Genomic DNA, 22,549 nt, shown 5'->3' with positions numbered 1-22,549 from the left:
AAAATAAACTTATTTTGAAATCTCTAACAGCGCTTAGTGCAAATATCTCGGTAAAATATTCGCAAGAAGTACCAAGCAGGACAAAAGCACCAAGACAAAGATATGCAAACGATAGCTTAAACTAACATAACCCACATACTCGCGAATCAGGGCATTCAGCGTATAGTACCACTTGGTTTTTGCCCCGAACCCCTTGCACGGAAGATGCATCCGCCGCGCGAGGAGCAAGGCCCGGAACACATGATAACTCGTCGTCACCACGGCAACACGCGGATGAGTTCGCTCCATCAGTTCTCTGGAATATTCCAGATTTTGTCTCGTATTTCTCGATTGTTTTTCGACCAGTATTTTTTCCGGCGGAACCCTCCTTGACAGCGCATAACGCGCCATGGCCTCGCCCTCTGTGATATCTTCCCCCGGTCCCTGTCCGCCCGACAGAATGAGCAGTGCTTTCTTATTCTTTTTTAGAAGGGCAATGCCGCGGTCCAGTCTCGCCGCGAGCAGCGGTGTAACACGCTCCCCCCGGATGCCCGCGCCCAGCACGACAATATAGTCGAAGTTCTGACTGTCTCGCCGGTGTATCAGATTCAGCAGTGCGGAGATGGCATAGATTGCAAAGAGCAGCAGTCCGTACGCAATCCAAAGTCCCACAATCGCATAGACCGTTCTGCCCGCGAAGTTACTCTGCCAGTCACCAAGCTGCGGCCAGAAAATCAGATAGGCAAAGAGTAAGATTGCAAAGAGCAGTGACAGCAAGTTCTGCGGGCGCAGTCCTTCGCGCCGCAGCACCTGTATGCCCTGAATGAAAAAGGTAAGCACCAGCAGCAACGGAAACAGCAGGACCGCCAGCATGAAAAGAATCATGAGCAGCAAGAGCAAAAAACGGATCGGCGTATGCGCCTGCAGCCAGTCCGAATAGCGGAATATCAGCAACAGGAATAGGATGCCGAGTCCCGCAAGCGCGAACAAAAAGCTAACCCCGCTCCAGAGCGTACGCGGCTCTTTCACCATCACATAGACAAAGATTCCGATCAGCAGCAGCGAAAACAGCTGAATGCCGCGCAGAATCAGAAATTGTGTGTTTGGATTCAATCATTCACCTCCTACCGGAATAGATTTCTTGAATTGCTTCAGAATAGCATAAACCTCGCTTCTCCCGCCAGTTCTAATTCGAAATCACTTGTTATCATCCAAAAGCTATACCTCTTATAGACTTATGCTTACACAAGTTTGAGAAACTCTCGCACCGCCCGCGACATGTAGCGATTCCGGCGGAAATAGAAATTGACTTCGCGCACAGCCTCCCGCGCGTTCAGCTTGTAGAAGCAAAGGTTGGTGTCATCGGGGACGTGTTTAATCAAAACATCGCCGTTAAACGAGATGCCCATGCCGTAGCAGGAGAAGTTATACGCTGTCACCTGCTGCTCCGGCTCAAGCCGCAGCTTCGGTGAAAATCCGGCCTCATGGCAGAGCCGGTCCGCCCGCTCTCTCGTGTCATTGCCCTCGCGGAGCAAAAGAAAGCGCTCCTCCCGGAATTCCTGCAGCGGCACCGGGGGAATGCGGGAATTTAAGTGCGCGTTGCGCTTGATATCCTCTGCGGTCAGTGCGTAGTTCCGCACTCTCTCATTGACCGCAAGCGCCTTCGGCACCGTGAGAAGGAGATGCTCTTCGCGGAAGAACTTTTTCTCATAGGCCGCGGCATTCAGCTCGGTGTTGTCGATCAGCAGATCCAGCGAGCCGTCCGAGAGCCTCTCCTTCAGTTCCGAGGTCACGGCCTCCACGAGCTCTATGTGAATCTGCGGAAACTGCTCGGTGAATTGGGCGACCAGCGGCGGCAGCGCATATGAGGTGAAGACATTGGTCCCGCCGATCGAGACCGCCCCGTTTTGCAGGGCGTTCCGGTCGTGCACATAGGTCGCAAAGCCGTTCTCCACGTCGAGAATCAGTTCGACCGCGCGAATATATTCCCGCCCGAGATCGGTGAGACCGATCGGATTCGTGCTCCGGTCAAAGAGCGGCGCGCCGAGCCGCTGTTCGGTCTTTCGGACCGCATTGCTGAGCGAGGGCTGGGAGATAAAGAGTTTCTTTGCCGCGCGTGAGAAACTCATCTCCCGGTATACTTCATAGACATAGCGCATGCCCTGAAACATATCTTCGCCTGACATTTTTCTCCTTTTTATCTGTCGACAGTTACATTTCTTTTTTCAAATATCTCATATCACTTTATTGATATTTGTGAATAGTATAGCGCTCTGTTAGACTGGAGACAAGCACTTCAAAAAACCTATTTAGGGAGGTTTTACCATGACGGAAGTAAGAGAAGGGTATCGCCTGGAGCACGATTCGATCGGTGAAAAAGAAGTCCCGATTGACGCCTATTACGGCGTGCAGACGCTCCGCGCACATGAGAATTTCAACATCACCGGGCTCAAGATGCATCCGGAGCTCATTGTCAGCGTTGCCCAGATCAAGAAGGCCGCTGCCATCACGAACTTTGAGGTCGGCGAGCTCTCGAAGGAGCGCGCAAGCGCAATCGTCAAAGCCTGCGACGAAATCATCGACGGCAAGCTGCACGACCAGTTCATTGTCGACCCGATTCAGGGTGGCGCCGGCACCTCTCTCAACATGAATGCCAATGAGGTCATCGCAAACCGCGCCATCGAGATTCTCGGCGGCACCAAGGGCGACTACAGCATTGTGAACCCGAATGACCATGTGAACTTCGGCCAGTCTACCAACGATGTGTTCCCGTCCTGCGGCAAAATGGCGGCTCTCACGCTGCTCCGCCGCGCACAGATTCAGTTAAAGCGCCTCGAAAAGGCACTGCTTGAGAAGTCCGATGAGTTCGACGCTGTCATCAAGATGGGCCGCACGCAGCTCCAGGACGCTGTGCCGATTCGTCTCGGCCAGGAGTTCCACGCCTATGCGAGCGCCATCGGCCGCGACATTCGCCGCTTTGACAACGCAAAAGAAGAAATCCGCTCCCTCAACATGGGCGGCACGGCAATCGGCACCGGCTTAAACGCAGATACGACCTACTTCCACCGCGTCGTCAAGAACATGTCTACGATTACCGGCGAGGAACTCGTGCAGAGCTACGACACCATCGACGCGACCCAGAACCTCGACAGCTATGCGATGGTCTCGGGCATCGTAAAGAGCTGCGCCGTGAACCTCTCGAAGATGTGTAATGACCTTCGCCTCATGTCCTCGGGCCCGCGCACCGGCTTCTGCGAGATTAACCTACCCGCAAAGCAGAACGGCTCCTCGATTATGCCGGGCAAGATTAACCCGGTTATCCCCGAGGTCGTGAACCAGGTCGCGTTCAACATCATCGGAAACGATGTGACGATTACCATGGCGGCCGAGGCAGGTCAGCTTGAGCTGAACGCGTTTGAGCCGATTATCTTCTACAACCTCTTCGAGTCGATTCAGACCCTCAGCAACGCCGTTCAGACCCTTGTCGACAACTGCATCGTCGGCATCACGGCAAACGAAGAGCACTGCCGTGAGATGGTCGAGAGCTCCATCGGCATCATCACCGCCATCTGCCCCTATGTCGGTTACGAGACTGCGGCGAACATCGCAAAGGAAGCGCTCCGCACCAACCAGTCCGTCCGCGAACTGATTCTGCAGAAGAAGCTGCTCTCCGAGGAGCAGTTAAAGACCATCCTCGATCCCTATACCATGACGAAGCCCGGTATCCAGGGCAGAAATCCCGCGGATTTACTCTCTGACTGAGTGTCCCCGCAAACAACGCATACAAAAAGCGCTCTGCAGCGATGCAGAGCGCTTTTCTTTGCCGAAAGTGATTACCACTGGGAAATCAGGTAGATGAGGCCCGATCCGAACATATCCGCCATCGAGTGAACCAGCACAATCGGGAGCAGGTTCTTGATGAACTTGTGGTAGGAAACATAGTAGAGCAGACCAAAGAAGATACCGATGATGAGCGCCGAAGCCATACCCTGGTAGGTGTGGAACGAAGCGCGGATAATCGTCGAGAACACCAGGGTGCCCCACTTGTACTTCTCCTGCACGGTGCCGAGCAGGCCGAGGAAGTAGAACTCCTCATAGAACGCGTTCAGCAGCGCGTAAATAATCGCGACCTTGGAGAGCGCCGCAAACTTCGGAAATACCGAGAGCAGGTTGATATGGCTCAGGCTCTCCGCCGAGAAGTAGTTGTAGCCGTTGTCGAAAATCAGATACAGAATGTCTGCGCTGAGGCCCATGATGATGAAGAGCACCAGGTACTGCGGGATAATCTTCCAGTTCAGCCTGAACTTGATCTGCTTGAAGTCAAAGTTCCGGATAAAGAGGTAGATGAAGACAATCGCCAGCATGGTCGCCTGATACCTTAGGTTACTGGAGTAGGCGGCACCCTCGGTTGCCACATCTGTTGTTGTCTCCGCAACCTCCGTTGCAGCTTCCGTGACCGCTGTCGCAGCCGCCTCAACGGCCGGTTTCAGGGTCGCGAGGTACATCTGCGTGGAGATGACAATAAACTTCCCGAAGAGAATCAGGGTGATGATGATGACATCAAACCATCTGAGGTTTTTTGTCTTCTCTCTCGGGAGGATAATGTCGCGTATGTTCATGCTAAGTTACCCCCTTTGTGATTTTTAGTGTCCTCATTATAGCAAGGGCAACATAAACTTACCACCCCATTTTAACATATGCCGAATTTTGCACAGAAAGCACCTCAAACTTATCAGGAATTTGAGCACAATTCAAGTTTCGTCTCTTCCGGAACGGAAAAAGCGCCGCACTGTGGTGATACTCCACAGTGCGGCGCTCTCTATCCGCTTTCGTCTCAAAGCTGCGCGTCCAGCTTCTCCTCCAGTGCCTGCTGCGGCACTGCGCCGATCACACGATCCACAACCTTGCCGTCCTTGATGATGACAAAGTTCGGGATACTCATGACCTGAAACATCTGTGCAAGCTCCGGCTCATCGTCCGAGTTGACCTTGCCGACCTTGACCTTGCCCTCGTACTTCTCCGCGAGCTTCTCAACCACCGGCGCCATCATCTTGCAGGGACCGCACCAATCCGCGTAGAAGTCAATGAGCACCGGCTCCTTGGACTCCAGAACTTCCTTCTCAAAACTATCTTTTGTGAAACGATATTCCATCGCACTACCTCCTTAGGGTCTGATTTCATGCATAAAATCAATAACTACTCCTATTTTGCCAGAGTCAGTGACAGATGTCAAGCCCTCTCAGAGACCGAATTCCGCCGGATCAAGCGACACCGTTCCGTCTTCCCGGACAAAGCAGGGAATGCCGACATAACCGCCCTCTCTGACCGGTCGGAATGCCTCCTCGCGGTCGCGAAGCTGTAAAAACGCCTTCAGATAGGCCACATGCTCGCCGATATTGATGATTTCAAACTCGCTCTCTCTGCCGCTCGCCTTGATCTTTTCCGCGACTTCCGCGCAATCCGGGCAGCTCGGCATCCCGTACACCTTAATCATTCTGCTTCTCTCCTCCCTGCTGAAAATGTCTCTTTGCAAATTCCATATCCTGCACAAACTCGGCGGTGCCGAGATAGTTGCCCTCCGCATCCCGCACGGCGCGGTAATTGACCAGCATGGTCTTTCCGCCCTTCTCGGCCCAAATCGAAACACTGCTCTGCCGTCCCGCGCGGAACTCTCCGATAATCTGGCGCACCAGCGGCTCTACCTTCGGCGGATGGCAGGAGAACACTTCGCGGTCCAACGCCATCTTCGGGCGCTTAAACGCCTTCTGCCCCTCGTTCTCGTTGAAATAGCGGTTGATGTTGTCGGCATCGACAAAGGTGATTTCCATCGGAATCGTATTCAACAGCCACTCGAGCTGATCCAACTTCAGGTGGCCGCCCGGCATCACGATTTCACCGACAAAGGACGAGCTGCGGCGCTTTGTCTCGGTCGTATCGACCGCGACCTGCACTTCCTTCTCCTTTGCCGCCGGCTTATCTTCCTCTGCCGCTTCATAGACCTTGCTCACGACGCCGAGGCAGTTCTCATAGTCCTTGGAATCGCGGTAAATCTGCTTCCACTCATCCTCCGTGAAATTCACGGCACAAATCGGGAACAGAATGTTGGTCTCCTTGTAAATCATCTCGTCCGCACGCTGCACGACAGCCTCTGCCGCCGCCTTCCAGGCATCGTCCTCGACCTCTGCCTTATCAAGGCGCCCCAACTCATCGCGAATTTCATCGTCCACCGTCCACATCACGGAGGACGGACCCGTCACATCATATTTTACCTTTAACAGCGGATAGAGCAAGTCGCCCTTCTTTGCGTAGTGCACCGTGACCTCACGGATTGCGTGCACCGCATCCTTTAAGGACACGCCGAGTTTGGCCGCATCGCGGAAGCTCTCGATGCGCCGGGAGAGCGCCTGGTTTTCCCGCGTCAGGGTCTCGAGCGGATGTCCCGGAATCGCAATCAACTTTGCAGCGAGCGCATTCTTGTCGCCGTACTGCGCCTGCTGCTCCGCCTTCTCGTGGTCGGCAATGCGAATCATAGACGCCGCGACCTCGCGCTCGGCATTTGCAATCCGCTCTTCCTTGGTTGCCCCGTGAAACAGTGCCGAGTGAATGTCGCAGAGCTTCTGCACTTCCTCGAGCGGCATGCCGTCCTTCATGAGCTGCTGCTCCGCCTGCATGATTTCGGACGCTTCGACCGAGTGGAACTCTTTCCGGAAATCCTCCCGCACCGTGTCGAGCGACTCACCCTGACTGAGACGCGTGAGATAGCTCTTCAAAGCCTCCGCTCTCTCCGGTTTCGCATTCGGAAAATTATACTGCGCAGTCGGCGGCACCGGCGGCTTGACAGGGGCAGTCGGAGGCGTCGGCGGCACCGGCGCGCCGTCGGCTCCGCTCACCTGAAAGCCCTTCTCCTCAAAGGCCTTCACAATCTTCTCCATCGGGATGCCCTTCATCCGGGAGCCCTTCGGCACCGTCATCACCTTCCCCGCCGAAGCCAGAATTTCCGGCTCCGTGATCTCCTTGAAGCCGACACTCGCCATAATCTCCTTGAACTCCGGGTACTCCGTTGCGAGCTCGTACACAGTTTTTCTGAAATCTATGATTTTATCCATGGATATGCCTCCAAAGTGGTTTGTTCGTCCTTACCGTTCCACTATAGCATATCTCCCGCAAAAAACCGTGATTACGGCAACAAAAGCTGAAATTTCATCCGTTTAGGTTCGACGCAGCGCTTTTCGGCTCCCGCCACTCCTTTGCCTGTTGCATGAGCGGCAACCGAACAGAGCCCTGAACGCTACCGGTTCGTCACGAAAGCGCGTTACCTCGCGAAGGAAAAGAGGCTTTCGTCCCTGCTAACGGCAGAGTCAGCACTATAACGAAATCGGCAGCCCATCTAAATTCAACTTATAATAATGGGCGTCAAAATAGGTCTCTTCGCCCCACTTTTTATAGCGCGTCTTTCTGTCCTCCGTAAACCCGAATTTGCGAAGAAGCGCGATTGACGGGAGATTACCATCGGCCACTTCTCCCGTAACGGACTTCCCGCCTTTTGCTTTCACCCAGCGAAGGATGGCATCGACCATCTCGGTTCCGAGGCCTTCTCTCCAGTATTCCTTTGCAACGCAATACCCAATATCATAATTCCCGTTTTCGGGGAATATACAGCAAGTTCCGACAGGCATCGCATCCGCTTTCCGTTCGGCAAGCAGATAATATCCCTCCGGATTGTCCTCCATCTCGTCGACACATTTGAGATACGCTTCGTCCATATTCTCACGAACAGGATCACTCATGTACTTTCCGTTTTCTCTGTCACCCCACAGAGATAAGGTAAAGTCTTTGTCCGATTTCCGCCAAGAACGAAGCGTCAATCTTGACGTCTCCAGATTTTTGATAAGAAGCATTGCGTATGGTCCTCCTATTGGTTGCGCAGTACAAAGCTCATAGGGCTTTCCCTACCCTTCGGCGTCAATGTATCTCCGTAAACCGCATACTTTCCCTGCATGTATCCGGTCAGGGCTGTGTCCGGTTTCTTTTGACTCGGCAGGAGACGTCGTTTCCACCGGTGACTCTTTTTGTGCTCTTGCTGCATTCCTCGTCCTCCCTTGCGACTTACATCTCTGAACGCTCGGCTTAATTTACCGCAATTCTGTTGCAACGCTCGCAGAAGGCTGCCTCTGCTTCCTGACAGCAGCGCATATAGCTTCCGAGTGCTTCCCTGTGATGCAGTTGTTGTGCCCGCCAGCGGTTTATGATCCCCGTCATTTCGTCAAGCCCGTCATGCGACACCGAGACATAGCGAAGCCCGGAAAGCGTATGCCGAAGTTCGCCGATATCGCTTATAATGTAATTGCACTGCAAAGCCTTCTCTTCACAGTCCTGCATAGACGCTCCGGCATCCGCATAAGAGATACCGACTTCTCCCCGGTAAGTACTGCTGTTGTCTGCCGGTTCCTTCGCGAGGAAGCCCTCTGTATCAAACAACTTTTCTGTCTCTCCCGCTGCGCTCCCCGCGGGAAGAAGCGCAAACTGCGCCTGTAATCCCTTCTCCAGGCGTGCCGCATAGTGCAGCAGAATCTCTTCGGTCTCGCGCGCATCGTAAAGAACTCGCTTGGCAAGCGCAAACAGCGGACGCTTACCCGGCACATCCGATTTGAGCTCTTCCAGTGTGGAAATTCCGCAGGCTTCCAAGATGCAAGACTCCAGCACTGCTTTGTCACGCTTTAAGCCATCAACGCCCGCCTGAATTTCCGCCGTATGCTGTTTCCGCAAAAGTTCAGCCAGTTTCCAAGGATACTGTGCCCCGGCCGGAATCCAAAAGAGCGGATAGCAACTCTCCTCACAGCTTCCGATTGTCTGATCTACACTTCGACAGACATAAGCAACATTCTTGCTCAGCGCAAGAGAGGGCGGCGCCTGGAATCTCAAAAGTCCGGGATATCCACCTCTGCTCATGCACCCCGAAATCGGATCTGACACCGACTTAAACGGATAATTCAGATTACAAAACACCCTATAATCATCCAAATAATACGCTTGTGTGACATTCATCCACGCGGATTTCACCCAATCACAAGCTCCTGTAATTGCTTCACTATACGCCTCGATTCCAAACTGAAGCATACCGATGGTACAGCGATTAAATGTCTGATCATGGCGTATCATCGGCAATCCGCCTTCGTCCCGATAGAATGAGTTCGGCCTTATACTGTCATTGTCAGCCAGTTGTTTCGTTGCCTCCAATTTTTCTACTATGAATTTGCTCATAGATCGACTCAATACCCCCGGCAATCCAATAACGCATCCGATTCCTTCCCGATAAAAACCCAAAGATTTATTCCAGGCATCCCCCGCTTCATTCAAACCGTTCTGTATGTCTTTGGGAAGCATCCCTTTCAGTTTTAGTACGATTTCCCCGGCTCCTGCCGGCCATCGCTCAAGCGGATGCTCCTTTGAGTAACTTTCAGAATAATATCGATAGGCAGAAAAATGTAACAGCGGAATAATGTCAGGAAGAAATTTCATTGTTCTCCCCCCGAGTTTGATATGCTCAATAAAATTATAATTATGCGGTAGTGAGTTTGCGTGAAATACCTGTATCAGCGCCATTGTGGGGTGCATGAGATCAGCCCGCTTATCCGGCGGGAGTTTCATCAGTTCATCCGAAACAACCTTGGCATATTCGGCCCAATTTCCTTCCTTTTCTACTTTCTCCTGTAACCTTACGCTCCCGTCTCCGTCGATATGGAGCAGCCGAAATGCATAGTGATATGCCATTACATTTGCATTCCGGTCATTATCTACTTCCGGCACATCTAAGGCCATCTGATTTCGCGCAAAATATCCTCGCTGTTCTGTATATCCGATTCCGTGTACAATATCATTATCGGCATAGATACTATATATATCATTGCGCATCTCTTCTACTTTTTCCGCGCCCCAGTGTTGCACAAGCTCATCCCAATGTTCCGGCGGAATTCCCGGCGCATCAAACACATAGCAGCGCGTATTCTGCAATTCCGGAAAAACTCCCTTTGCGGTAACCGCACGTTTCCCTCCCTGTGAATGCGCGCTGAGGGCCAGTTTATTCTCTTGCATGAACTGCCTGCACACCCGGGCAGTCTCATCATCTCCTTCTTCGATTTGCCGTAAGGTATCCTGCACGTTCAATAAACTTGCTCTGTCAAGCGAAGAAATCCGCTCATAAGTAAATCCGTCCTTTTGGAAATGACCGGTACAGTCACTCTCCATATTTGCATTGTCACTCCAGGCTGCTCTCGGCGTCCCGCGAAATACCATGCTCACGCCTTCTTTGATTCCCTGTCTTTCACTACCTTTGTAAATAAAAACCACAGCTGAAATTGCCTTTGCGTCTGTGATAGAGTCTGCTTCCTGCCGCGTGACTCCGTGCGCAATCAGGTCATTGGTATTTTTGTTGAAACTTGCATAGTGTATTGTCGCATTGCCGATATCGGAGATACCGGATTCCTCTTTGAGGCAGGCTTCCAGAAGTGTCAAATCATTTATATCAATATTATAGGGATTTCCATTGTCATAGGAAATCCTTGCCTCTTTGACAATATCACTAATAGTTGCCCCTTGCTTTTTAATTTTTAATTTAGGAACAGGAAGATACAAAACTTCATTGTATACTACCTGTTGTATATATTCCTTTTCCCTAATTCCGCTCTCATTTTCTTTAGTATTCATTCTTTACCTCTGATAATCACATCATCGTCTCATACTACACAAGACTCTACTTTCCCTCTCGCAAGGTGTAAATCGAAAAATCGCTCTTATTCTTTTCCCAGGCAAAAATTATATATTTCTTATAGGAATAGGGGTCTTCATCCATCCAATTCCCTTTCAAATTACGATTTCGATACTCCTCCTCATCCATGTAATATATTATTCCGTCAACTCCGTATTGCTCTATCTTTAACATCCTTAATAATTCTCGCACATCTCCCTCTATCATCTCTGAATTCCGAACCACACAAATACTGATATCACTGAGAGGAATATGCTCCAAGTGCTGACTGATTGTCTCAACCGCAGTCGGATTTAACTTCCTCCAAGGTGCTGCTTCAACTTTCATGACCAATTCGTACGTTCCCGGCTCATAGATTCGATCAAAGATCTCCCGGAACTTTTCTTCCGCCTGATTGCGCAATACAAAGCTCATATAGTTGTCACGCAGCGTATTCTTCTCATAATCATAGTCAAGGACGATTTCTTCTTTTTCTTCTTTCTTCGGAAACTTCTCGGAAGTAAACGCGAGTTCATAGGTATTGCTGGTCGAATAGAAAATATCACTCGCCAGATACGTTACACTTCCCTCTCCCTTCGGTGTCAGGGTATCTCCGTATATCGCATACTTTCCCCGCATGTATCTGGTCAGGGCTATGTCCAGTTCCTTTTGGCTCGGCTTGCGGTGATAGTCATGCCAGCTGAAATAGACTGCAAGAACGCCCAGGCCAAGGATTACTTTGGGGAGATAGCGAAGCCAAAGATGTCTCTTTTTTTCCGCCGCTTTCTCTCTACTTGCCTCTGTCTGTTCTCTCATGTCCTGTTGCATGTCTGTTTTCCCCTTCCTATGCCTCTTATCTCATCAGAAGGCAACTCTCATCCGTATTTCCCTCGCATAGAAGCCCCCACCGGTACAGAGCAAGGTAGCGAAGCAAATCCGGTATCTCATGACCGGGTATCTCCCGCTGACGGATTTCCGCTGCACTGTGCGAAACTGGGCAGTTGCTTTCCGCTTCCCGGCAAGCAGCCGGTCTTTGAAAAAAGTGCTTATCCTGCGTTTCTCCCGCTGTATTTTGCCGGGATGTTCCGGCTGTTTTCTGTCTCTCAGTCATCATCATCCTCGTGATAGGCGTCATCTTCCTCCTGCATTGCCGCAAGATCGTCTTCTGCCGCCCAAATACAATTTTCCAGATAGCGCTGATATCTCTGCTGCGCTTCCAATGCCCGCGCAGAGAATTCTTCCGTTTTTTGTCGCATCCGTGCCCGCAGGCTCTCTTCGACCGGATATGCTCTTTCATCCTGTTCATCTCCCGCGTGTCCGCTCGCCGCAAGTGTACGGATGCGCTGCCCCAGTTGTCTGTTATCTCGCAGCGTTCTTTGCAGCACGCGCAAATCCCGCTCACAGTCGCGAATATCGCTACAACGACAGCTCATGCTTTCCTTCCTCCTCTCTGAATCATCGTCCCAAGAGCCCGGTCAAAGGCCTCCGCCGTGTGGTTGACTTCGTCCAGCTGTGCGAGCAGCGATTCAAAAATATCCGAGAGCTGTGAAGCCTGCGCGGATGAGCGCTCCGCAGCCGCTCGGTAGGCACTCTGCATGTCTCCCGTAAACATCTGCGCGAGGTCTTCATCTACCGCTTGAATCCCATCCCAAATTTCCCGCAATTCTTCTCCGAGCAAGCCCCACTGATCGTGCAGCAATTGCAAAGCCTCATGCCGTAACTCTATTTTCATGGCCTTCCCCTCTCAGCTCTCCGCAGCCGTAAACTCCTCACAAAAGCCTTCGGTTTCACTTTGCAGACACCGTCCTGCCTCAAGAGCAGCCTCGTCGAGCAAAGTCTGCTTCTCATCCAACGTAGCCTGCATGCCGTCAAGCGCCTGCTCAAAAAGTCGAAAGAGCCGCACAAATCCATCTCTTCCCTTGCCGCTCCAGACACTCTGGTCCATGTCGCGCTCCAGCGCCCGGATATCCCGCGCCGCGCATGCGAGTCGGCGCTGCAGGGCGTGTGTTTTTTCCCGCGCCGCCTCGAGCTGCGGCAAATTCACATAGAGATCCATCTTCCCTCCTTTTACGGTTCCGACGACGCAAACACTGTGCCTTCGCGGAACCCGCCTTCGTCATCATTGCCGGGCCAGAATTCGAGATACATGCGGATGTGCTCATTGCTCGCCTTCCACAATTCCGTCCGGTTATCCTCTCCCTCTTTGACGATCGGGCCTCCGTGCCCCGCGCGGTACGAGAGCAGCAAAATATAGCTTTTTCGAAGCGGTTTATACTTTGCTTGCCCCAGTTTCGCGCGAATGCTCTCGTAGGCAACCAGCTCCTCCCGGTTGAATCGGTCTTTGCGGTAATTTGCCTTTCGCAGGATGTCGTCCAGTGTCCAACCGGTATTGACGCCCATTTTTTTGAGCGGCAGTTTCAGCACCGCGCGATAAATCTCGTCCTGCGTCTTCTGTTTCTCCGGATCCGCATAAGCCTCTCTCCGGAGTGCCCAGAGATCCGGCATATAATTTCCGGCTCTCCACTCGGCCCTGCACGCTTCCCCGCGCTGCGGATTGCAGGTCACCACAGCCTTGCAGAGGCAGTTGCCGTCATACTGTCCCTGCGCTAACACTTCTGCCATGTCCGCGGCGCCAAATTGCTCGTCGTCGACATAATAGAGCAGCAGATTCACACCGAGGTCTCGTGCTTTCAGGAGTTTCCCGAGTTTTTGGATGTCCCGCTTCTTTTCCTTTTCGTCTTTTCTCACCAGCGCGATGATTTCCTGCTCGTCGACAAGCTGCATATAGGTCTCAAAGCTCGTATTGCCGTCGATTTCTTCGTCGGTCCAGATGTAGGCAACCGGCTCTGCAACCAGTTTCACACAGTCCGCACCGTAAACTTCGGCCAACAGATTTTGATACTCTGTCTCAACCCGTTCGCGATACACAAAGGCCATATAGTTATCCTGTTCCCGCAACGGATTCCCACTGTAATAAACATTGACCAGCTGATTGGTCCCGGCATATCTCTTTGTCTGAAAGGTCTCGGAAAGAGCGGTATGAGGCTCTGTCTTGGGCATATACTCTGCCTCATAATACGTCGTCAGCGTGTCGCCGTATTTCGCGTATTTCCGGGACAGATAGTCGGCTGTCTGCCCTTTTGCCGCTGTGATCACCTCCGAAATCCGCTCATCGGTCTGTACCGCAGCTGTGCCTTTTGGCTGCTTCGCCGTGCCGCAGCCTCCCGCTGTGCACAAAAACAGCGCCGCCATTGTCAAGGCGACGCCTCTCTTCCATCCCTGCGCGCGGTTCTGTCTCATATGTCCGCTTCCCCTTTCAACCATTTGCCTTTCGGTCCGGTTTCTCTCCCGTTTTGCTCGTACGGCGCAATCACTCTTCTGTTTATTTCCCGAAATTCATTCGTAATCTTGTACTATTGAATCTGTTTTATATCAATATTCTATGACTTTTATTTACTTTAGTCAAGCTTATTCCCGCTTCCGTAAGCCGTCTGCGTTGACTTTCCACGGCTTTCCCGCTATTCTGACAATAAAAAAAGGAGATTTTCACAATATGACGCGAGCAGCAACTTATGTCTCTCCCGCGCAGGCTGTCGCCGCCGTGCGGGACGGTGATTATATCGACTACGGTTTCGGCGGCAGTTTTCCCGACCTTCTGGACAACGCGCTTGCCGCGCGCACAGGTTCCGTCCGCCGTGTGACCGTGCGCGGCGGTCTGGTCATCACTCCGAAAATTGCCGTTCTCGAGGCCGATCCGGAGGGACAGTCCTTCCGCTATGAGAGCATTCACCTCGGCGACTACGAGCGGAAACAGTACCGCGCGGGGCGCATTGCCTTTGTGCCGATTGCTCTCCGCCTAGTTCCGTTTTTATACCGGCAGGGAAAATTCCGCTCGGATGTCGCCTTTGTCCCGGTATCCCGTCCGGATGCCGAGGGCAATGTGAGTCTCGGCACAGGCTGCTACCTCTGGAAGACCATCATCGACTGCGCAAGGACGGTCATCTTTGAGCTCAACGAGCACCTTCCCTTCCTGCCGGGTGTGGACGGCTCCAACCTCTGCCGCCTCGATGAAGCGGATATGATAGTCGAGGGCACACACGCGCCGCTCGCCGAGCGCACTTACCGCGCGCCTTCGGAGATTGACCGAAGAATTGCGGAACTCGTGGTGAACGAGATTCCGGACGGCGCCGTGCTCTCGCTCGGCGTCGGCACGGTTCCGTTTGCGATTGCCTCTGCCCTCGCGGACTCCGACAAAAAAGACCTTGGCTGCCACACCGGCACCATCAGCGATGCTTATCGGAAGCTCTACCTCGCAGGTAAGCTCACGAATGCAAGAAAGGAGTTCGACACCGGGCGCAGCAGCTTTAATCTTGCGATGGGCAGCTCTGACTTTTACGACTGGCTCCGCGAGAATCCGGACTTGTTCCGCCCGGACTCGATTGACTACATCCACGACCCGGCGCGCATCGCGAAGCTTAGCCGCGTCATCAGCATCAACGGCGGCGTACAGGTGGATCTCATGGGGCAGGAGAACGCCGAGTCGGCAAACGGCATGCAGCTCTCGGGCATCGGCGGTCAGATGGACTTTCTCGAGGGCGCGTTCCGCTCGGCGGGCGGCTGCGGCTATATCTGCATCAATTCCTCCCGCCTCACGAAGGACGGCGTCCGGAAGTCGAACATACTCCCCTTTATTCCGGGCGGCAGCACGGTCTCCGCACCGCGCACGCTGATTGAGGCGGTCGCAACCGAGTACGGCATTGCACATCTCGCAGGCAAGAGCCTCGCCGAGCGCCGCGAGGCCATGATTGCGATTGCACACCCTGACTTCCGCGATGCGCTTCGCCTTGAAAAGCCGGATCTCTCGCTCTTTCTCTGACGCGGGCGCAAAGGAACCGTGTTCATGAATTTCAATTTACTGCTGATTACACTGATTATTTTTTCCTGTATCTTCTTCAATAAAATCTCGTTCCGTTTCGGCATTCCGACTCTCTTTGTCTTTATTCTCCTCGGAATGGCCTTCGGAAGCGACGGCTTTGCGCGCATTTCCTTCGATAACTTTGCGCTCTCGGAGACGGTGTGCTCCGTCGCCCTGATTTTCATCATGTTTTACGGCGGTTTCGGCACCAACTGGAAAATGGCGCGCCCGGTGGCGCGCCAATCCATACTGTTGTCGACGGCGGGCGTGTTTCTGACCGCTCTCTTTCTCGGGCTCTTCCTCTTTCTCCTCATTCGGCGCGAACTCTGGCTCTGCTTTCTGACCGGCTCAACCCTCGCCAGCACGGACGCGGCCTCCGTCTTCTCGGTACTCCGCTCCCGGAAACTTGACTTAAAAGAGAATACCGCCTCGATTCTGGAACTCGAGAGCGGCAGTAACGACCCGATGGCCTACATGCTGACACTGGTCTGCCTCTCCTTTCTGACCGGCAAAGCCGATGTCGGCAGCATACTCCGCCTCTTGACCGCACAGCTTGTCTTCGGCATCGCAATCGGCGTGCTCTGCGGCCTTCTGTCCTACCGCATTTTAAAGAGCGTTTCCTTTGAGGTAGACGGCTTCGATGTGATTTTCATCGCGGGCATTGCGCTCTTTTCCTATGCGCTCTCCGCGGCGCTCGGCGGCAACGGGTATCTCTCGACCTACCTGACCGGCATCATCCTCGGAAATGTGAAAATGAGCGGCAAGAAGAACATTGTCCACTTCTTTGACGGGCTGACCGGCCTCATGCAGATAGCGGTCTTTTTCCTGCTCGGCCTGCTCGCGACGCCCTCGCTGCTCCCGGGCGTTCTGATCTCCGCAGTCTCGGTGTTTCTGTTCCTCACCCTGATTGCGCGCCCGCTCGCGGTGAAACTTCTGCTTCTGCCTTTCCGCGCGAGCAAGGGGCAGAGCCGCCTCATTCCCTTTGCGGGACTCCGCGGAGCCTCCTCGATTGTCTTTGCGATTATGGCGGTGCAGACCTTAAAGAGCGACACGCGCTTTTTCCACATCATCTTCTTTGTCGTTCTGCTCTCGCTTCTCTTACAGGGCAGCCTCCTGCCATTTGCAGCGCAGCGCTTTGACATGATCGACTTAAGCAACGATGTCATGAAGACCTTCACCGACTACAGCGAGGAACTGCCGGTGCAGTTCATTCAGCTCACACTCGCCGAGGACAACGAGTGGGTCGGGAAACGCATTTTCGAGCTTTCCCTGCCGCTCCAGTTCCTGTTTCTTCTCATTGTGCGCGGCGAGCAAAAGCTGGTTCCGAAGGGCAGCACTCTGCTCGAAGCAGGCGACTCTCTGATTCTCTGCGCCCCCGCGATTCAGACGCGAAACGCCATGCAGCTCTCGGAGATTGAGATCGACAAGTCGAGCGAATATCTCCACTGCCACATTCGGGACATAAAATTACCGCGCGGAGAGATTATTTTTCTCATCCAACGCGGTAATCAAAGTATTATTCCGAACGGTCAGACCGAAATTCTGGCGGGCGATGTTCTCATGCTGACGCGTCTCAAAGAGAAGACGCGCCCTTCTCGCCGACCAAGCGGAGCTCCAGCATGAGGTCAATGAGTCCGACCCGGTACCCGGCAGCAGAAAAGACAGCGCTCTCTCTGCCTCTTCTCAGAATGCTGAGGGGCAGCTGCCCGGGCTCGAGGAAAAGTTTTCTCGCGAGGGTTTCCCCGTAGGCATCGAAATCCGCGAGGCGATAAAAAGCCTCCGGGAAAATCTGTTTCAGTGCTTTACAACTGCCTCTCTCTGCCGCCGCTTCCTCTTTCAGGAAAAAGCGCAGGGAGAGCTTTTTTTCTGCACAGAGCGCCCGCAGCGCGTCACGCTCCGCCAGAATTTCGTTTGCGATGTGTTCGCTCGGTTCTTCGCCCGGTGCGAGCAGGAATTCCATCGCAAAGGGACTTTCGTTTTCAATCCCGCCGATTGCAGGCAGCCGGATGTCGCCGAGCAGCTCCTCCGCGCGAACTTCCGGGAAACTTAGCGTAAGCTCCTTTTCCGCGCCGCCCGCGAGCGTAAAAGCAACCCGCTTTCCGTAGGCGTTACCGTTCGGCAGGCGCTTTTCGGTGAAAAGTTCATAGTCGCCGTCCGGCAGCTGTAAGGTGAGACAATTTTCCTCCCACGCTCTCTTCTCGAGATCCAGCTCTTTTCCGTTTCCGTAGAGCGTCCAGTGCTGCTCGTAGCGAAGCTCTGCATCGCCCTTACGGAGCAGCAGCACATTCCGCGCGACATCCTCCGCGCAGAAGGGATGGAAAGCCCCGTCCTCAAAGTAGAGCGGTGCGCCGTCCTCCTCCCTGCGCTTCACCGCAATGCCGCTGCCGCGGAGCGTCCGAAGCGCCGTGAGCATTTCCGCCTCGCTCCGACTGCCTTTTGCGAGACTGCGCCGCGCTGCTCCAAGCGCCGCCGCCGTACTTTCCCCGCGGAACGCTGCGAGCGGCTCAAGACCGAAACGCTCCGGCAGTATGCCCTCGAGAAAGGCTGCGACCGGCACCCGCTTCCGGTGTCGCATGGCTGCCTGATACTCTGGCTCCAGCAATTCTTCCCGCACATCAATCATATCCTTTTCCGAGAGCGAGGCGAGAAATGCCCTCCGGTACATGCGCTCTTCCGGCGTCACGGCGCGCCGCAAAAAGGCCGCCGTGCGGTCGCGCCGCGCCGCGCGCTTTGCCTGCAGCTTTTCGTTACAGCGCGCATACTTTTCGCGTCCCAGCGCCTGCTCTTCTGCGGTCTGCCTGGGTGCGGTGCGCACGCCGTTCGGCGCAAAGAAGCGAAAGGCCTGCTCGGCTGCCTCTGTTTCGCATTCGGACTCCGCAATGCGCTGACTGCCGCTCCGGAGATCCGGCATCGTAGCGCGCGTCCCCTGCTTTCCCTGAAAACGCAGGTAGACACTGCCCTGCCCGAGCGAGAGTTCCTTTTCCCTGCCCGGTTCCGGCACAAAGGTCGCAATCATCCTGAGTCCCGCACTGTTTAAGAGATAGAGTGTGACCCGCTCGGCTGTGTCCGTCTGAATGCGGAGCTTCACCGCATCCGCGTAGCGGGACAGCTGGTTTAAGTAGAGTAAACCGTTGTATTCGCCGATATATTCCTCATTTCGAAGCGCTGCCGCATCGAGCGCTGCCTTTCCGCCCGGCAACAACGGGTAGAAACGCGAGTGCACGAGCATGGCGCGACCTGCCGCCGCGACAAACCAGCCTGTGTCATCCAGTTCGCCCGGCTCGCAGGCGCCCGCAAAGTGCCAGGTGCCGTCCACCCAGTACTCGACCCAGGCATGATTGTCCTCGCAGTGCGCCCACCACGGCGCATAGACCTGGCGCGCCGGAATGCCGACCGCACGGAGCGCATTGACATAAAAAACCGATTCCTCGCCGCAGCGCCCCTGACCGGACTCCAAAAAGCCGGCCGCGGAAATGGTTCTGCCGTCGCTCGACACATAGCTGCCCTCTGCCGCGCAGGCATAATTGACCGCGCGCGCAAGCGCCGTGCCGGTGAGCGCTTCTTCGCCGTTCTCCCGGAGATGCGCGGCAATACACGCCGCGAGCTTTTCCCGCACCGGGCGGAGCTCCTCGTTGTTAACGCGCGGCAGCAGCACATACTGGAGGAAGTAGCTCTCCGGGAGCGCCCGTACCTCGGCCCGCTCGCGGTAAAGTGCGAGCGCCGGACGAAGGAAGGAGAGCAGTGTCTCCGGCGAAAAATCATAGCCGCAGAGATCCGTCTCCGGCAGCACGGCATAGAGATAGCGGAGTGCCGCTCTCTCTCCCGCAGTCATCGGGCCTGCCATAGCGAGCGACTCCCGGTACCCTCTTCGGAGTGCCGCACTTGTCCGCATCCGCGCAAGGAACGCAGCTTGAATCTCTGTCTCTGTTTCGTGTGACGGCCTCCAGTCGGACGGACAACTCTCCCGCTCTATCTTGTCCAAAACTTCCCGGGCGCGCGCAACCTTTGCGGCCGAGGTCACGCTCCGGCTGTACTCACTGAAGCCCGGCAGTCCCATCGAGACTCCTTCCCGCCGGTATACCATCGGGCTGTCCACCGTTTCCTTCCCGGACATATGGTAAGAGAGAATTCCGGTCGCCCGATAAAGTGCCGGAATATTCTCCGCCGAGACACCGGCGCCCGCCATGAGGCGCACCGTCTTTGCCTCTCGCTGCAATGTAGCGAGCTGCTCTCTGCCCTCCACCGCCGTATTCGCCTGTCCCGAAGTCAGAATGCGCGCAATGCCGAGTTCCTCTGCCGTGCGAAGCGCATCAAACGGATCCTTGCAGAGATCGAAGCAGCGGTGCAGTGTGACCGGCTTGCCGCCGCAGTACTCCATCAGCGCCGCAATCCGCTCGCGGTCCAGGCTGCCGTCCGGCTTCAGTATGCCGAGCACAAAGCCGTCCGCACCGGCCGCCGCAAAGCGCTCTGCCTCCGCCTGCAGCGCAAGACATTCCTCCTCGCTGTAACAAAAATCGCCGAATCGCGGCCTCAGCATCACAAAAAGCGGCAGTGTCACCTGCCGCCGCACCTGTTCAAAGAAGCCGAGCCCCGGAGTGATACCGCCGATTTCCAGACTGCCGCAGAGCTCAATCCGGTCGGCGCCGCCCCGCTCCGCCGCGATACCGGATTCCACGCTGTCAATGCATACCTCCAGTTCAAAAGCTTTCTTCCCGTTTTCCTGCACCTTACCTTCCTCCAGCTGTCATATTTTAAAGCAAGAACACAAAGATCAACGCGAGAATTCCGGCGATCACAACCACCGCACCGGCCAGAATACTCACGCCAAAGCCAACGATACCAATCACACCGAGCAGCAAATAGCCCAGAACGCCGAATGTCAGACTGAGCGCTTTTCCGATTACCCGGAACAAAAGCCCCGTGCACTTCATAATGAGCCACATGAGCACGACAAAAATAAGAAACGGCATGGTCCTACCCTCCCTTACGAATTCAAAAATTTCATGTTCGGCCAGAGCCTCCGGATTCTGTCATCCGGATAATAGCGGTCAATGAAGGCCTCAATGGCATTTTCCGCCTTCGGCTTCGCCATGCGCGCGTGTGCCCGCACCATGACAGCGGCTGTGACAGCCATGTCACAGCAGAGAAACACCGCTATACCCCAGCCGAGCACCAGACCGAGTATCGGATTGATCCGCTCGATCCGCGCCGAGAGCGGCGGATAGGCGAAGCGAAGCCAGAGCACCGCAAGCAGGCCCCAAAAACACATAAACGGCACATTGGTTCTCCCGTCGATGTTCAGCGGAATGCGGCTGTAATCCCAGAACTTCATGCCGAAAAACGCCTCGGTGAACACCGAGCAGAGATACTCGAAGGTGCCGCCGAAGAAAAAGCCGGTCAGAAAAATACTGAACACATTCTGTCTCTCGATGCGGGACAGCACCAACGTCAGCACAACGGCACCGAGCCCCCAGACAATGCTGAACGGGCCGAGCACCAGACTGGAGCGCCGCATCCAGACCCCTGCCGTGAAGAAGACATAGAGAGTCTCAATGCCGTCCCCGATTATAGCGCAGAGAAACAGCATCCATACCAGCTTCTCGAAGTTAATGCCCCGCGCGAAGACAATCCCCTGCGCCTTTAATTCCTGTTCCGCGGCCTCAATGCCGCTCCCCTCCGACTGCCGGAGGCTCGGATAGCTGCGGTACACCCGCTCCCAGAGCTGCTCACTGAGCCGTTCGCCGAGCTTTTTCTTATGTTGCTGCAGAAACTGCCGTTCCGCGGACGTCGGCAAGTGGCGCGCAAGCACCGAGACGAGCAAAAGATCCACAAATAGCAGGACAGAGAGCACCAGCGCCGTGATATGCACAATAAGCGGCGGCAACAGAGAAATCAGTGAAAATAAGAGCGGCTGCACCACAATGACCAGCGACTCATAGACTGCCGCAAGCAGTACCGCCCAGAGAAAGCGCAACTTAAAATTGGGGCGCAGCCGGAGCTTGCCGAGCGCCGCTCGCTTTTTGCGAAGCACTCTCTCCGCAATTCCCTCTCCGAGGTAACCGATTGTCAAGGTCATGACAAGCGCAAATACGGCCTGTGAGTGATACGGTATGTCGCCGCTGCTCACAATAATCAGAATGACCATCGCCGTACCGTGCGACAGTAACAGCGGCAAATCCAGAATGCCGCAGTTCACAAAGCGCTGCCGCCGCAGACTGAAAACCAAGGTCTCAAGCACCCAGGCCGCAAACGCATAGAAAAAGAAATACAGCGCGAGATCCGTTCCGTTAAATAAGCGCATGGCGTTCCCTAGCTGTATTCATCTCTCTCCTCACTTCTTCAGCGCCAGACCGTCATGATAGGCCTTTCCGACCACCGGCCCGATCACGCGGTAGCTCATGCTCGAAATATCGAACATGATGGGGCGGAGCTTATCGTAGTCCACCTTGCCGTCCGTCAAGACCGCTTCGTCCGCCTGCATCGCCACAATCTCGCCGACCAAAAGGCCGGTCTCATCGCTGTAACTTTTCACCTTGCACTCTAAGGCACTCTAAGGTGACCGGGTACTCTTCGATGACGGGCGCATTCACATGCGCGCTCTTCCTCACATGGCAACCCGCTTTTTCGATCTTATTCATCTTGTTGCCGCTCTCAATCCCGAAGTAATCGGAGATGACCACCGTGCTCTCGGTTGCAAAGGCGACCGTAAAGCCGCCGGTCTTCTTTAAATTATCCGTCGTCTTATGCTTTGCGAGCTGTATCGTAATTTCCCCGTAGTCACTCTGCATGCCCCAGGCTGCATTCATTGCATTCGGGACACCGTTCTCATCGTAAGTTCCGATGATAAATACGGCCTCCGGTGTGATAATCGACTGTTTTGCACTGAATTCCCGCTGCATATGCCTTTCCTT

21 protein-coding genes are annotated in these 22,549 nt (G+C 54.4%); 3 read left to right on the top strand and 18 right to left on the bottom strand.

The annotated features are described in order from the left end of the window. Positions 1-33 precede the first annotated feature (33 nt). Positions 34-1,092 carry a YdcF family protein gene (locus HMPREF9623_RS08150; protein WP_009533427.1) on the bottom strand — a complete coding sequence of 353 codons (1,059 nt, stop codon included), beginning with the start codon at positions 1,090-1,092 and terminating at the stop codon, positions 34-36. 128 nt (positions 1,093-1,220) lie between these two features. Continuing rightward, positions 1,221-2,165 carry a LysR family transcriptional regulator gene (locus HMPREF9623_RS08145; protein WP_009533426.1) on the bottom strand — a complete coding sequence of 315 codons (945 nt, stop codon included), beginning with the start codon at positions 2,163-2,165 and terminating at the stop codon, positions 1,221-1,223. 139 nt (positions 2,166-2,304) lie between these two features. On the opposite strand from HMPREF9623_RS08145, the gene HMPREF9623_RS08140 reads away from it, so the two are divergent. Then, a complete protein-coding gene (locus HMPREF9623_RS08140) occupies positions 2,305-3,741 on the top strand; it encodes an aspartate ammonia-lyase (RefSeq protein ID WP_009533425.1) in 1,437 nt (478 codons plus the stop codon). 71 nt (positions 3,742-3,812) lie between these two features. Here the strand turns inward: HMPREF9623_RS08140 and HMPREF9623_RS08135 are convergent, their stop codons facing one another. The 11 genes from HMPREF9623_RS08135 to HMPREF9623_RS08080 all read right to left on the bottom strand — a co-directional run bounded on the left by HMPREF9623_RS08135 (position 3,813) and on the right by HMPREF9623_RS08080 (position 14,023). Beyond that, positions 3,813-4,598, bottom strand: a complete 786-nt coding sequence (locus HMPREF9623_RS08135) for a CPBP family glutamic-type intramembrane protease (protein WP_009533424.1) — start codon at positions 4,596-4,598, stop codon at positions 3,813-3,815. 215 nt (positions 4,599-4,813) lie between these two features. After that, positions 4,814-5,131, bottom strand: a complete 318-nt coding sequence (gene trxA / locus HMPREF9623_RS08130; RefSeq protein WP_009533423.1) for a thioredoxin — start codon at positions 5,129-5,131, stop codon at positions 4,814-4,816. Positions 5,132-5,218: 87 nt separating this feature from the next. After that, positions 5,219-5,473, bottom strand: coding sequence for a hypothetical protein (locus HMPREF9623_RS08125; RefSeq protein WP_009533422.1), 255 nt, complete (start codon positions 5,471-5,473; stop codon positions 5,219-5,221). After that, positions 5,466-7,085, bottom strand: a complete 1,620-nt coding sequence (locus HMPREF9623_RS08120; RefSeq protein ID WP_009533421.1) for a DUF438 domain-containing protein — start codon at positions 7,083-7,085, stop codon at positions 5,466-5,468. Before HMPREF9623_RS08120 ends, HMPREF9623_RS08125 begins: the two co-directional genes overlap by 8 nt. A 258-nt stretch (positions 7,086-7,343) precedes the next feature. Further along, on the bottom strand, positions 7,344-7,877 hold the full coding sequence (locus HMPREF9623_RS08115) for a GNAT family N-acetyltransferase (protein WP_009533420.1): 534 nt from the start codon (positions 7,875-7,877) through the stop codon (positions 7,344-7,346). 229 nt (positions 7,878-8,106) lie between these two features. Further along, complete coding sequence (locus HMPREF9623_RS08110; RefSeq protein ID WP_009533418.1) at positions 8,107-10,683, bottom strand: hypothetical protein; 2,577 nt, start codon at positions 10,681-10,683, stop codon at positions 8,107-8,109. Between the two features lie 46 nt (positions 10,684-10,729). Next, the gene (locus HMPREF9623_RS08105) at positions 10,730-11,551 is read right to left on the bottom strand and encodes a hypothetical protein (RefSeq protein ID WP_009533417.1); all 822 of its coding nucleotides are present in this window, start codon (positions 11,549-11,551) and stop codon (positions 10,730-10,732) included. Positions 11,552-11,826: 275 nt separating this feature from the next. Then, the gene (locus tag HMPREF9623_RS08095; protein WP_009533416.1) at positions 11,827-12,156 is read right to left on the bottom strand and encodes a hypothetical protein; all 330 of its coding nucleotides are present in this window, start codon (positions 12,154-12,156) and stop codon (positions 11,827-11,829) included. Further along, a complete protein-coding gene (locus HMPREF9623_RS08090) occupies positions 12,153-12,455 on the bottom strand; it encodes a hypothetical protein (RefSeq protein ID WP_009533415.1) in 303 nt (100 codons plus the stop codon). Before HMPREF9623_RS08090 ends, HMPREF9623_RS08095 begins: the two co-directional genes overlap by 4 nt. A 12-nt stretch (positions 12,456-12,467) precedes the next feature. Beyond that, entirely contained in the window at positions 12,468-12,779 is a 312-nt protein-coding gene (locus tag HMPREF9623_RS08085; RefSeq protein WP_009533414.1) for a WXG100 family type VII secretion target, read from the bottom strand. 11 nt (positions 12,780-12,790) lie between these two features. After that, entirely contained in the window at positions 12,791-14,023 is a 1,233-nt protein-coding gene (locus tag HMPREF9623_RS08080) for a hypothetical protein (RefSeq protein WP_009533413.1), read from the bottom strand. A 253-nt stretch (positions 14,024-14,276) separates the two neighbouring features. On the opposite strand from HMPREF9623_RS08080, the gene HMPREF9623_RS08075 reads away from it, so the two are divergent. Further along, complete coding sequence (locus tag HMPREF9623_RS08075) at positions 14,277-15,599, top strand: acetyl-CoA hydrolase/transferase family protein (protein ID WP_009533412.1); 1,323 nt, start codon at positions 14,277-14,279, stop codon at positions 15,597-15,599. A 24-nt stretch (positions 15,600-15,623) separates the two neighbouring features. After that, entirely contained in the window at positions 15,624-17,261 is a 1,638-nt protein-coding gene (locus HMPREF9623_RS08070; RefSeq protein WP_009533411.1) for a potassium/proton antiporter, read from the top strand. Here the strand turns inward: HMPREF9623_RS08070 and HMPREF9623_RS11670 are convergent. The 5 genes from HMPREF9623_RS11670 to HMPREF9623_RS08050 are packed head-to-tail and all read right to left on the bottom strand — an operon-like array spanning position 17,212 to position 22,537. Beyond that, positions 17,212-20,364, bottom strand: coding sequence for a copper homeostasis protein CutC (locus tag HMPREF9623_RS11670; protein ID WP_009533410.1), 3,153 nt, complete (start codon positions 20,362-20,364; stop codon positions 17,212-17,214). The two genes, HMPREF9623_RS08070 and HMPREF9623_RS11670, sit on opposite strands and share 50 nt — an antisense overlap. Positions 20,365-20,389: 25 nt before the next feature. Next, positions 20,390-20,608 (bottom strand): hypothetical protein, encoded by a 219-nt coding sequence (locus HMPREF9623_RS08060; RefSeq protein ID WP_009533409.1) that lies wholly within the window; start codon positions 20,606-20,608, stop codon positions 20,390-20,392. Positions 20,609-20,622: 14 nt separating this feature from the next. Beyond that, entirely contained in the window at positions 20,623-21,939 is a 1,317-nt protein-coding gene (locus HMPREF9623_RS08055; RefSeq protein ID WP_009533408.1) for a putative ABC transporter permease, read from the bottom strand. A gap of 30 nt (positions 21,940-21,969) precedes the next feature. Continuing rightward, positions 21,970-22,170 (bottom strand): hypothetical protein, encoded by a 201-nt coding sequence (locus HMPREF9623_RS11895; RefSeq protein WP_009533407.1) that lies wholly within the window; start codon positions 22,168-22,170, stop codon positions 21,970-21,972. Continuing rightward, positions 22,151-22,537 carry a flavin reductase family protein gene (locus tag HMPREF9623_RS08050; RefSeq protein WP_009533406.1) on the bottom strand — a complete coding sequence of 129 codons (387 nt, stop codon included), beginning with the start codon at positions 22,535-22,537 and terminating at the stop codon, positions 22,151-22,153. Before HMPREF9623_RS08050 ends, HMPREF9623_RS11895 begins: the two co-directional genes overlap by 20 nt. Positions 22,538-22,549 lie beyond the last annotated feature (12 nt).

It is taken from the genome of Stomatobaculum longum (genome assembly GCA_000242235.1).
In the GTDB taxonomy this organism is placed as follows: domain Bacteria; phylum Bacillota; class Clostridia; order Lachnospirales; family Lachnospiraceae; genus Moryella; species Moryella longum.
This window is presented reverse-complemented; position numbering and strand designations above follow the sequence as displayed.